Origin of the sequence: Streptomyces sp. NPDC001231, assembly GCF_042896885.1 — a bacterium.
GTDB lineage: Bacteria > Actinomycetota > Actinomycetes > Streptomycetales > Streptomycetaceae > Streptomyces.
This window is the reverse complement of record NZ_JBIAXS010000019.1, coordinates 146,822-158,191: the sequence shown is the minus strand read 5'-3', so window position 1 is coordinate 158,191 and position 11,370 is coordinate 146,822. Positions and strand designations below refer to the sequence as shown.

Annotated in this window: 10 protein-coding genes; 5 read left to right on the top strand and 5 right to left on the bottom strand. The window is 71.2% G+C overall.

The features are described from left to right. Nucleotides 1-432 precede the first annotated feature (432 nt). Together pepE and ACFY3J_RS23495 are read right to left on the bottom strand one after the other, a co-directional pair. The gene (pepE, locus tag ACFY3J_RS23500; RefSeq protein ID WP_384184159.1) at nt 433-1,161 is read right to left on the bottom strand and encodes a dipeptidase PepE; all 729 of its coding nucleotides are present in this window, start codon (nt 1,159-1,161) and stop codon (nt 433-435) included. Between the two features lie 29 nt (nt 1,162-1,190). Next, nucleotides 1,191-2,030, bottom strand: coding sequence for an IclR family transcriptional regulator (locus ACFY3J_RS23495; RefSeq protein WP_390841676.1), 840 nt, complete (start codon nt 2,028-2,030; stop codon nt 1,191-1,193). A 140-nt stretch (nt 2,031-2,170) separates the two neighbouring features. Here ACFY3J_RS23495 and ACFY3J_RS23490 point away from each other — a divergent pair, with 140 nt between their 5' ends. From ACFY3J_RS23490 to ACFY3J_RS23480, 3 genes are read left to right on the top strand one after another with little or no spacing between them, the layout of a single operon-like run. Beyond that, a complete protein-coding gene (locus ACFY3J_RS23490; protein ID WP_384184153.1) occupies nt 2,171-3,124 on the top strand; it encodes a DUF1177 domain-containing protein in 954 nt (317 codons plus the stop codon). A gap of 2 nt (nt 3,125-3,126) precedes the next feature. Then, on the top strand, nt 3,127-4,533 hold the full coding sequence (locus ACFY3J_RS23485) for a cytosine permease (RefSeq protein WP_390841675.1): 1,407 nt from the start codon (nt 3,127-3,129) through the stop codon (nt 4,531-4,533). Continuing rightward, complete coding sequence (locus tag ACFY3J_RS23480; protein WP_384184147.1) at nt 4,530-5,855, top strand: M20/M25/M40 family metallo-hydrolase; 1,326 nt, start codon at nt 4,530-4,532, stop codon at nt 5,853-5,855. The genes ACFY3J_RS23485 and ACFY3J_RS23480 overlap by 4 nt, the downstream gene beginning before the upstream one ends. Before the next feature lie 48 nt (nt 5,856-5,903). Here the strand turns inward: ACFY3J_RS23480 and ACFY3J_RS23475 are convergent, their stop codons facing one another. Genes ACFY3J_RS23475 through ACFY3J_RS23465 form a run of 3 tightly spaced genes read right to left on the bottom strand, consistent with a single transcriptional unit; the run spans nt 5,904 to nt 8,716 of the window. After that, nucleotides 5,904-6,272: a DUF4440 domain-containing protein gene (locus ACFY3J_RS23475; RefSeq protein WP_390841674.1), complete on the bottom strand. Its 369-nt coding sequence runs from the start codon at nt 6,270-6,272 to the stop codon at nt 5,904-5,906. Nucleotides 6,273-6,329: 57 nt separating this feature from the next. Then, nucleotides 6,330-7,772, bottom strand: a complete 1,443-nt coding sequence (locus ACFY3J_RS23470; protein WP_390841673.1) for an MFS transporter — start codon at nt 7,770-7,772, stop codon at nt 6,330-6,332. Beyond that, nucleotides 7,769-8,716: a nucleoside hydrolase gene (locus ACFY3J_RS23465; protein WP_141364909.1), complete on the bottom strand. Its 948-nt coding sequence runs from the start codon at nt 8,714-8,716 to the stop codon at nt 7,769-7,771. Before ACFY3J_RS23465 ends, ACFY3J_RS23470 begins: the two co-directional genes overlap by 4 nt. 317 nt (nt 8,717-9,033) lie before the next feature. Here ACFY3J_RS23465 and ACFY3J_RS23460 point away from each other — a divergent pair, with 317 nt between their 5' ends. Continuing rightward, the gene (locus ACFY3J_RS23460) at nt 9,034-10,077 is read left to right on the top strand and encodes a LacI family DNA-binding transcriptional regulator (protein WP_390841672.1); all 1,044 of its coding nucleotides are present in this window, start codon (nt 9,034-9,036) and stop codon (nt 10,075-10,077) included. After that, on the top strand, nt 10,074-10,967 hold the full coding sequence (gene rbsK, locus ACFY3J_RS23455) for a ribokinase (RefSeq protein ID WP_390841671.1): 894 nt from the start codon (nt 10,074-10,076) through the stop codon (nt 10,965-10,967). Before ACFY3J_RS23460 ends, rbsK begins: the two co-directional genes overlap by 4 nt. The last annotated feature ends 403 nt before the right edge of the window (nt 10,968-11,370 follow it).

The window sequence follows — 11,370 nt, the reverse complement described above, 5'->3', positions numbered from 1 at the left end:
GGGCCTCTGCTCGTGCTGGGCGCCTGGGTGTTTCGGGCCTGGCTCGTGTGGGTTACTGGGTGTTCCGGGCGGTTCGGCTGTCCCGGTCGGTCCGATTCGCCGTCGTGCCGCCTGGTGCGGGCCTCTGCCCGTGTCGGGCGCCTGCCCGTGTGGGGCCTCTGCTCGTGCTGGGCGCCTGGGTGTTTCGGGCCTGGCTCGTGTGGGTTACTGGGTGTTCCGGGCGGTTCGGCTGTCCCGGTCGGTCCGAGTCGCCGTCGCGCCGCCTGGCGCGGGTCCCTGGTCGTTCCGGGTGTCCGGTCGACCCGAATCCCGTCACGCCGCTCAGCGCGGGCGCCCGGCGGTGCCGGGTGTGCGCGCCGCCGCGGGCCCGCGGTTGTCCAGGGGCCCCGCGCCGTCCCGGCCTCCCGGGTCCTCCCGGGCTTGCTCTCCGGCTTACCGCGCCGGTGTGTCGTACTCCGGTGTGACGGTGAGCAGTTCGGACACGTCCGAGCCGACCGGCACCTCCCGCGGCGCCGTGCCGCGGCGGAAGAGGCGCGCGTCGTTCTCGCCGCCGACCGTGGCGCGGGTTCCGGCCACGCGCAGCCAGGAGCCCTCGCGCAGGCCGAGCACCGGTACGTCGTTCTCCTCGAGGAACTCCGTCAGGCGCTCCTCGCGGGTCTCCCCCTTGTGCGTGGAGCGCGGGTCGGGGTCCAGGTAGTGCGGATTGATCTGGAACGGGACCAGTCCCAGGGCCTCGAAGGACGGGGGCTTGACGATCGGCATGTCGTTGGTGGTGCGCAGCGTGGGCGCGGCCATGTTGGTGCCCGCGCTGGCGCCCATGTAGGGCAGCCCGTCCCCGACCGCCTTGATCAGCGCGTCCCGCAGACCCGTCCGGTACAGGGCGGTCAGCAGCCGGAAGGAGTTGCCGCCGCCGACGAACACGGCGTCCGCCTCGGCGAGCCGGCCGACCGGGTCACCGTCCTCGTGCACACCGTGCACGTCGATGCCGGCCCCGGCGAGCGCGTCGCGCACCTTGGCCGTGTAGGCGTCGTGGTCGGCGAGCGCGTACGGCACGAACGCGAGCCGTGCCCGGGCCGGCAGGAACGCGGTCACGGTGTCGAGGGCGTGTTCCAGGTAACCGCGGCCGTGCTGGGTCGAGTTGGACAGAAGAAGCAGGTTCAAGGGGTGTTCCTCACCATGGGTTCGTTGCGTCAGGCCGTGCGGGTGCGCGGGCGGTGATGGTGCTGGGGCGGGTGCGTCAGCCGCTGCTCCAGCAGGCGGGCCGCCTTGCGGAGCGCGTCGAGCCGGTCCTCGGGGCCGTCCGGGAAACGCTCCCTGGCGGCCCCCAGGCTGAGGCTGCCGTAGGGCTCGGCACCGAGGAAGACCGGCACGGCGACGGTGCCGATGCCGGCGTCGTACTCGCCGACCGTCCATGCGTAGCCCTGCGCCCTGACCTGGCGGAACTCGCGTTCCAACTGGTCGGGGTCGGTGACCGTGCGCTCGGTGAAACGGGCCATGGGGCGGCCGCGGAAGAGCCGGTGGCGCTGCTCGTCGGGCAGGAACGCGTAGTACGACTTGCTGGTCGCCCCCGCGTGCGCCGGGTACAGCTCGCCGACGAGAGGGTAGTACCGCAGCGGCCCCTCCTCGCCCTCGACCGCCGCCACGCACCGCATGTGGAAGCTGTCGGGCAGACAGAACAGGACCGTGTCCCCGGTCGCCGCGCGCAGTTCCTGAAGGACCGGTTCCGCGAGCAGTTCCAGCGAGCCGGAGCGCTCCCAGAGGCGGCCCAGCCGCAGGGCGGCGGGACCGATCCGGTAGCGGCGGGTCGCCGGATCGGACACCAGGAAGCCGCGCCCGGCCAGGGTGGACAGCAGCCGCTGTGCGACGGAGGTGTCCCAGCCGAACTCGGTGGCGACCTCCGTCACCCCCCAGTCGGGCCGGGTGCGCTCGAACGCGAGCAGCACCAGCAGGGCGCGGTCGACGGTCTGCAGTGCCCCGGCCGGGGTCTTCCGGTCGACGGGGATGTCAGGCACGGCAACTCCTCTCCGCATGACGTCCGCATGGACGTCCGTCCGCCCATCTCGCCATTCAGACCTGAATTGCAGATAACGGGAAATAGTTGCGAAGAAGGTTAACGGATCCCGAATCTTCTGTCAGCACCGCCTCAGGTGCGGATCAGGAGAAGCTGCCCATGTTGAAGTACGTCCTGGACATCGTGGATCTGCTGGACGATCCCGATGCCGACGGCAAGCGAGTCGCCGCCTACCTCGACTCCGTGGCGGGCCCCGCCGGCTCCGGCGCCCAGGTCACCACCGTCACCGGTGAGCGGGGCTCCACGGACTTCGTCCTCGTGCGCGTGGCCGGCGGCACCGGCCGCAGCCGCGGTGGCGCCTCGCGCACCCTCGGCGTGGTCGGACGGCTCGGTGGTGTGGGTGCCCGTCCGGAGATCACCGGCCTGGTCTCCGACGCGGACGGCGCGATCGCCGCCATCGCCACCGCCGCCAAGCTGCTGGACATGCGCCGCCGCGGCGACGTGCTCGACGGCGACGTGATCGTGGCCACCCACATCTGCCCGAACGCCCCGACCGCACCGCACGACCCGGTGCCGTTCATGGACTCGCCTGTCGACATCGCGACCATGAACCGGCACGAGGTCACGGACGAGATGGAGGCGGTGCTCTCCATCGACACCACCAAGGGCAACCGGATCATCAACCACAAGGGCCTGGCCCTGTCGCCCACCGTCAAGGAGGGCTGGGTGCTCAAGGTCGCCGAGCAGCTGGGGGAGCTGCTGGCGGTGGTCACCGGTGAGCCGTTGGTCACGTACCCGGTGACCACGCAGGACATCACCCCGTACGGTAACGGTGTACACCACATCAATTCGATCCTTCAGCCGGCCACGGCGACGTCCGCCCCGGTCGTCGGCCTCGCGGTCACCTCGGCCGCGGCGGTGCCCGGCTGCCAGACGGGCGCGAGCCACGAGACCGACATCGCGGCCGCCGCCCGGTTCGCCGTCGAGACCGCCAAGGCCTACGGCGGCGGACGCCTGGACTTCCACGACGACGTGGAGTTCGACCAGCTCGTGTCCCGTTACGGCTCGCTGGCGCACCTGCAGACCCTCGGCCGCGCACCCAGGGAGTCGTGATCATGGCCGCTCACAAGAACACCGCCACCGCCCCGGACACCGCCGGCCACAGAGACCTGGGCAGCGACGACTACGCCCTCGCCCGCGTCCCGCGCGACGAACGGCTCGGCTTCTGGACGATGCTGCTCCAGTGGCTCGCCCAGTCGGGGTCGATCTCGCAGTTCACGCTCGGCGCCACGATCGGCGTCGGAATGTCCTTCGGCAACGCCTTCCTCGCCTTCACTCTCGGCGCCGTGATCCTGGAAGTCGTGATCTTCGCGATCGGCCTGGCCGGGATGCGCGAGGGCCTCGCGACCCCCCTGCTGACCCGCTGGGTCGGCTTCGGCCGCAACGGCTCCGCGTTGGTCAGCCTCGTCATCGCCATCAGCCTCGTCGGCTGGTTCGGGGTGCAGAACACGATCTTCGGCAACAGCGTCTCCGCGCTGGTCGGCGGCCCCTCGTGGCTGTGGTGCGTCGTCGCGGGACTGGCCATCACCGTGCTGGTCGTCTTCGGCTTCCGGTACATGGCGGTCTTCGCGAAGATCGTCACCCCGCTGTTCTTCGCGATGGTCGCCTGGTCCGTCACCGACGCCCTGACCGAGCACTCGATCTCCGACCTCATCCACTCGCCGGCCCCCGGCCCCGCGGTCCCGCTGTCGGTCGCCGCGACCGCCATCGCGGGCGGCTTCATGACCGGCGCGATCGTCGCGCCCGAGATGACCCGCTACAACAAGAAGGGCGCGCACGTCTTCGTGCAGAGCGCCTCCTCCATGATCCTGTCCGAGTACATCGTCGGCATGACCGGCGTCCTCCTCGGCCACATGGTGGGCAGCAACCAGGTCTCCCAGATCGTGCTCTCCACCTCCGGCGTCTTCGGTGTGCTGGTCGTCCTGATGTCCACGGCGAAGATCAACGACTGGAACCTGTACGGCTCCTCGCTGGGCGTCGTGAACTTCTTCCAGGTCGTCTTCCGCAAGCGTCTGAGCCGCGGCGCGGTCACCATCGTCCTCGGCCTCGTCGGCACCCTGCTGTCCGCGGTCGGCATCATGACCCACTTCACCGACTTCCTGACGGTGCTCGGCGTGGCCATCCCGCCGGTCGGCGGCATCATCGTCGCCGAGTACTGGGTGGTGCGCCGCATGCGCGGACCGCTCGACGCCACCCGCGAGACGCAGACCCTGCCCGCCACCTCACCGGTCTGGGTGCCGATGTCCCTGGTCATCTGGGCCGCGGCGTTCTGCGTCGGCAAGTTCTACGACGGCGGGATCCCCGCACTCAACTCCCTGCTGACCGCGTTCGTCCTCTACTGCGTGCTCGGGCTCGCCGGCTGGGTCAGGACGTACGGCACCACCACCCTCGACGACGAGCCCGCCGACGGCACCGGGCAGGCCCCGGCCGCCACCGGCACGGCCCCCGTAGGAGCGTCATGAGCACCACCCCCGCACTCGTCGCCGCCTCCGAGGAGGCGCAGCGCGAGGTCATCGAACTGTGCGCGGAGCTGATCCGCTTCGACACCTCCAACCCCACCAGCGACGAGCGGGCCTGCGCGGACCGCGTCGTCGAGCTGCTGGCCGAGGCCGGCATCACCTCGGAGCTGGTGGAGAGCGCGCCCGGCCGCGCCAACGTCGTCGCCCGCATCACCGGCGGCGATCCGGACCGCGGGGCCCTGCTCGTCCACGGCCACCTGGACGTCGTACCGGCCGACCCGGACGAGTGGCAGGTCCCGCCGTTCTCCGGCGAGATCCGCGACGGCTACCTGTGGGGCCGGGGCGCCATCGACATGAAGGACACGGTGGCGGTCATGCTGGCCACCGCCCGGCACTTCGCCCGCACCGGCACCCGGCCGTCCCGCGACATCGTCCTGGCCTTCCTCGCCGACGAGGAGGCGGGCGGCAGATACGGTGCGCACTGGCTGGTCGAGCACCGGCCCGAGCTGTTCGCCGGAGTCACCGAGGCGATCGGCGAGGGCGGCGGGTTCAGCTACGCGCTCGACGACACCCGGCGGCTGTACCCGATCGAGAACGCCCAGCGCGGTATGGCCTGGATGGAACTGACGGCCACCGGCCGCGCGGGCCACGGCTCCTCGCCCAACGACGAGAACGCGGTCACCGACCTCGCCGAATCGCTCACCCGCATCGGCCGCCACACCTTCCCGATCCGCCTGATCGAACCGGTGCGCGCGCTGCTCGCCGAGGCCGCCCGGCTCCAGGGCGTCGACATCGACTTCGACGCCGAGGACCTTGACAAGGAACTCGCCAAGCTCGGTCCGGTCGCCGACTTCATGCAGGTGGTGCTGCGCAACTCCGCCAACCCCACCATGTTCTCGGCGGGTTACCAGACGAACGTGATCCCGGGCCGGGCCACCGCCCGCGTCGACGGCCGCTTCCTGCCCGGCCACGAGCAGGAACTCGTCGACACCGTCGACGCGTTGCTCCTGCCGTCGGTCGCCCGGCAGTGGGTCAACCACGACATCGCCATGGAGACCTCCTTCGACGGCCCCCTCGTCGATGCGATGTGCGCGGCCGTACGCGCGGAGGACCCCGACGGCCATCCGGTGCCGTACTGCAACCCGGGCGGCACCGACGCGAAGGCCTTCACGAAGCTCGGCATCCGCTGCTTCGGCTTCAAGGGCCTGAAACTGCCCCACGACCTGGACTACGGCCGCCTCTTCCACGGAGTGGACGAACGAGTCCCCCTCGAAGGCCTCCGCTTCGGCGTCCGGGTGATGACCCGCCTGTGGCAGAACTGCTGACCGCTGCCCTCGCCCTCACCTCCGCGCCGCCCGCAGGGGTGAGGGCACTCAGCCGGCCGGTGTGCCCTGGTGGAAGTACATGCGCCAGCCTGTCTCCGTCAGTCGCCACAGGGAGCTTCGCCATACGCGGCGGCCCTGGTTGTCGGCGAAGTACTTGAGTTGGACGAGACCTGGGGCAAGGACGGCTCCGGACATCTCGCTGACCTTGACCGGAGACTCGGGGGAGACGGAGCCGCCGCTCGTCACCGCGAGGATCGACTCCACGTCCCACCGGCGTCCGGAGGCCCCGATCTCGGTGAACTCCGGGTCAAGCAGCTCCAGGACGCGGTCCGGGGAGGCGCGCACCTCGGGATCGAGAAGCCGCAACTCTCCGTCGATGGCCGCCTGTACGGCCTGTTCCCGCTCGTCACTCGTCATGCGGGAATCCTATGCGCGGGCCCCGCCGGGAGTGAACTCCCGGCGGGGCCCGCGTGTTCAACGCGCTTCCGCAGCCACCGGTTTGGGGATGAGGAACGACGTCACGACGGCGAGGGCCATGATGACCGCACCCGTGATCATGGCGGTCGTGTAGTCGCCGGTCGACGCCGGGTCCGCGGGCGCGGCCGCGGTCTTGACCGCGTACAGCACCGCGAAGCTCAGACCGGCGCCGAGGTTGAACGCACCCGCGTTCAGACCGGGCAGGAACCCGGGGTTCTCACGCGGGGACAGCACGATGCCGAGCCCGTTGAGCACGATGTTCCCGATCCCGGCATAGGTGATCCCCACCAGGATGGACGCCGTCAGCAGCAGGGCGCGCGAATGGCCGTGCAGCGTGAGGATCATCAGCACGACGGTCGCCGCGGCCCCGATGAGCCCGATCCGCAGGATCCGGCCGTATCCGAAGGTGGCGGCCAGCCGGCCCGCGATCGGGCCCATGGCCAGTCCGGCCAGGGCGTACGGCGTGAGGGTCCACCACGCGGACTGCTGCGCGGACATGCCCAGTCCGGCCTGCGCGTCCTCGGCGAACGCCGGGATCAGCCCGTTCATGACGGCGAACACACCCGTCATGGTGAGCACCGTGGTCAGCAGGAGCGCCCATGTGGAGCGCTGCCGCAGATGGCGCGTGGCGACCAGGGGGTGCCCGCTGCGGTCCTCGGTGCGCCAGAACAGCGCGAAGGCGGCCGCGGCGACGACGACGAGCAGGGCGATCAGCGGCCAGTTGGCCGCGGCGAGCTTGCCGGCCTCGTTCAGCGCGACGAGCAGTGAGCCGACCGAGACCACGAGGAGCACGACGCCGGGCCAGTCCATGCGTGCCGCGATCGGCGCCCTGGACTCGCGGGTCATCAGAACGACCATTCCCGTGGCGACCGCCGCCACGACGGCCATCGCCCAGAAGACCGACTGGAACCCGTGGTGGTCGGAGAGGTAGCCGCCCGCGAGGGAGTCGACACCGGCGACTCCGCCGTTGAAGGCGGTGATCACACCGAGCAGGGTGCCGTAGCGCTTGGGCTCGGACACCTCCTCCCGCAGCATGATCAGGCACAGCGGGACGACCGGGCCGCACACGCCCTGGATGACACGCCCGGCGAACAGGACCGGGACGTTGTGCGCGAACGCTGCGACGACACATCCGACGGCCATCAGGGCCAGCATGCCGGCGAGGACCTTGCGGCGGCCGATGACATCGCCCAGCCGTGGCAGGAACAGCGAGAACAGGGCCGCGGAGGTGAAGAACGCGGTCTGGGTGAGCCCGATCTCGGCTGAGGTGGCGTGGAGAGCGCCCTCCATGCTCTTCAGCGCCGGGCTGATCATGCTGGCGTTGAGCTGGAAGGCCACACAAGCGGCGAGCAGCGCGGTCAGCAGCACACCGATCCGGACGGGGGAGCCCTGCCCCGAGCCTGGCGGTCTGTCGGTTGTGGAAACGCTGGGAACGGTCATGCCTGGACGTCGCCGATCCGCTCGAGGGCGTCCACCACCAGGTTCCAGAACCGCTCGTGGTCGAGCTTCACCGCGACCTGGGTGTGGCAGTCGTCCGGGGCGGGCGCCCGGAAGTCCGCCACGGTCATGCCGAGGGTCAGGGTGCCGGTGAGCTCGATGTCCACCGGGGCCTTGCGCACCGTCATGACCTCCGGGTCGATGACGTAGGCGACCGCGCAGGGGTCGTGCACGGGCGGGAACTCGAAGCCCTGGGCCTGCTCGTACATCGCGCCGAAGAAGTCCAGCAGCTCCAGGACGAACTTGGCGGGCGCGGTGCCGACCGCGGCGATCTTCTCGGTGACGGCGGGCGTCGCGAGCGCCTGGTGCGTGAGGTCGAGACCGACCATGGTGACCGGCCAGCTCTCGTTGAAGACGATGTGCGCGGCCTCGGGGTCGATCTTGATGTTGAACTCGGCGACCGCGCTCCAGTTGCCCTCGTGGTAGCCGCCGCCCATCAGGACGACCTCGCGGACGCGCGAGGCGATGCGCGGCTCCTTGCGGACCGCCATGGCGATGTTGGTCAGACCGGCGGTCGGCACGATCGTGATCTCGCCCGGCTCGTGCGACATGACCGTGTCGATGATCAGGTCGACCGCGTGGCGGCGGTCCAGCTCCAGGGTCGGCTCGGGCAGCACGGGTCCGTCGAGCCCGGACTCGCCGTGGATGTCCGGCGCCGTCTCGATGGCGCGCACCAGAGGCCTGGGGCAACCCGCGGCGAAGGGCACCCCGGTGATCCCGGCGATGCGGGCCACGGACAGGGCGTTGCGGGTCACCTTCTCCAGAGTCTGGTTCCCGACCACGGTCGTGACGGCCACGAGCTCGATCTCGGGATTGCCGTGCGCCAGAAGCATGGCGATGGCGTCGTCGTGCCCCGGGTCGCAGTCGAGGATGATCTTTCTGGCCAACGGAGAGCCCCTTTGCTCGCTTACCTTTGGTGAAACCGATCTCCGGGGACGCCCAGGGGCGGACGCGTCCGGAGGGCGCCGAGTGGTCCGGCGCCTCGGGAGACGTTAGGGAAAACGTTCTCCCGAACATTCGCCCATTCCTCGCCGATGTGTCAATGGCGGTTACATCTTTCTTTCACCTCGCCCTGCTCGGTGGCGGCCTGCGACGGAAGGGGCGGGTGATAACGTTCTCCGGCATCGGTGCTGGTCGGTGCTGGAGGCCCCTGTGCCGACCAGGAAACCGAACCGGCAGAAGGGGGCGGAGTACGGTGACCGAGGTGACATTGCGCGACGTGGCTCGCGCGTCGGGCTGCTCCGTCGCCACGGTGTCCCGCGTGCTGGCCGGCACGCGCCCGGTGGGAGCGGAGACGGCACGCCGTGTGCGGGCCGCGGCCGAAAGCCTCGGCTACCGCCCCAACCAGGTCGCCCGCGCCCTGCGCAGCCGCTCCACCGGCACCATCGGCCTGGTGCTGCCGCAGATCACGAACCCCTTCTTCCCCTCCCTCGTACGTGAGGTGGAGCACGCCCTGCACGCCGGGGGCCGCGCCCTGCTGCTCGCCGACTGCGACGACGACCCGCGGACCGAGGCGGCCCGGATCACCGCCCTGCTGGACCGGCAGGTGGACGCGCTGCTGGTCATCCCTGTCGATGAGACACACAGCCGCGAGGCCGTCGAACTCGCCGCGGCCCGCGTCCCGTTGGTCCTGCTCGACCGCTCCTGCGGTCCCGGCGTCGCCGACTCGGTGGCCGTCGACAACGCCGCCGGCATGGCCCTCGTCCTGGAGCACCTGGCCCGCACCGGGCGCCGCCGGTTCTGCTTCCTCGGCGCCGCCGGGACCGCCTCGACCGCCGTCGAACGGCGCATGGCCTACGCGGCGGGCGTCGCCGCCCTGGACCCGACGGCACCCGACCGCACCGAACTCGGCGACTTCTCCGTGGAGTGGGGGCGTGCAGCGGTCGAGCGGATCTGGCCGGCCCGCCCGGACGCCGTCATCTGCGCCAACGACCTCATCGCGGTCGGAGCGGTGCAACGCCTCGGACAACTCGGCGTCGACGTGCCCGGCGAGGTCGCCGTCACCGGCTTCGACGACATCCCCATGGCGAGCCTCGCCGAACCGAACCTGACCACGGTCCGCCAGCCCGCCGCCCAGGTCGCGGCCGAGGCGCTCCGGCTCCTCGACCAGCGGCTCGCCGACGGGGGAGCCGAGGCGTACCGGTCCGTCCGCCTCTCACCCGAACTCGTCGTACGCGCCTCCAGCGCTCCCCGCGCCATCGCGCCCACGACCATCCCCGGCAGCAGAACCCCAGAGGAACACCAGTGATCGCAGTCGTCGGAAGCCTCAACCTCGATCTCGTCACACCCGTTCCCCGGCATCCGGTGCCGGGGGAGACAGTGCTGGGCGGGGACATCGTCGAGCACCCCGGCGGCAAGGGGGCCAACCAGGCGGTCGCCGCGGCCCGGCTCGGCGGACGGGTCGCCCTGATCGGTCGCGTCGGCGAGGACGACGCGGCCGACGTGATGGCCGCCGCGGTGCGCGCCGAGGGCGTCGACACCGCGCACCTGTCCCGTACCCCCGGAGTGCCCACCGGGCGCGCGCTGATCGCCGTCAACCCGTCGGGCGAGAACTCGATCATCGTCAGCCCCGGCGCCAACTCCCGCCTGACCGCGGCCGACTGCCGGGCCGCCGCCGACGTGCTGAACCGGGCCAAGGTCACCGTCCTCCAGCAGGAGGTCCCCGACGAGGCCAACCACGCGGCCGCCGAGCTGGCCGGAGGCATCGTCGTGCACAACCCCGCACCCGCCGTCGAGGGCGCCGTCCCGCCCCGCCACGTCGACGTACTGGTCCCCAACCGCACCGAACTGGCCGCCCTCACCGGCACCCCGGTCCCGGAGACGATCGACGAGGTCGCCGCCGCCGCGGGCAAACTGAGCGGACCGGGCGCGGTCATCGTCACCCTCGGCGGTGACGGCGTGCTGCTCCTCGAGGGCACCGCGCGGCTGCACATCCCGGCCTTCGCGGTCCAGCCGGTGGACACCACGGCGGCCGGTGACTGCTTCTGCGGCGCGCTCGCCGTAGCCCTGGCCGAGGGCCGCACCCTGGAACAGGCCGTCCGTTGGGCCTGCGCCGCGGCGGCACTCAGCACCATCCGCCCCGGCGCCCAGCCATCGCTGCCCCACCGCGACGAGGTGGAGGCATTCCTCAAGCGCTGAGGACCTTCGGTGATCGAGGGCTTGTCGTGGCGGAATACCCGCCCTCGACGCGACTGCCAGGGGTCTGACAGCCGACACGGACGTCGACCGGCTGCGCTCCGATCTCCTCGCTGCCGTCGCACAAGCGGCGGGCCGGTTGGCGGAGTTGCTGCGACCAGGCCGCTACGTCGGCGAGTTGTCGGAGCTCCAGGACAAACGGTTGGGCCACTGGGAGGCGCTGGCGGTACTGCTCGCCGAGCGAGGGCCCTCACCGGAACTGCATGCCGCGCGCGCCGGAGTGCGCGCAGCCTCCGCCGACCGCCCCTTGGCCGCCCGAAGCATCGACGCCCTCATCAAGCGGGCACCGGCGACTGCACGCCGAGTCGGCGGGCGTGCCTGGGATATTGCGTTGTGGGACCAGGAA

Excerpts from the sequence above, each read along its gene's own strand:
- ACFY3J_RS23495 (WP_390841676.1), bottom strand. The coding sequence starts at position 2,030 with ATGCGGAGAGGAGTTGCCGTGCCTGACATCCCCGTCGACCGGAAGACC.
- ACFY3J_RS23490 (WP_384184153.1), top strand. The coding sequence starts at position 2,171 with ATGTTGAAGTACGTCCTGGACATCGTGGATCTGCTGGACGATCCCGAT.
- ACFY3J_RS23485 (WP_390841675.1), top strand. The coding sequence starts at position 3,127 with ATGGCCGCTCACAAGAACACCGCCACCGCCCCGGACACCGCCGGCCAC.
- ACFY3J_RS23480 (WP_384184147.1), top strand. The coding sequence starts at position 4,530 with ATGAGCACCACCCCCGCACTCGTCGCCGCCTCCGAGGAGGCGCAGCGC.
- ACFY3J_RS23475 (WP_390841674.1), bottom strand. The coding sequence starts at position 6,272 with ATGACGAGTGACGAGCGGGAACAGGCCGTACAGGCGGCCATCGACGGA.
- ACFY3J_RS23470 (WP_390841673.1), bottom strand. The coding sequence starts at position 7,772 with ATGACCGTTCCCAGCGTTTCCACAACCGACAGACCGCCAGGCTCGGGG.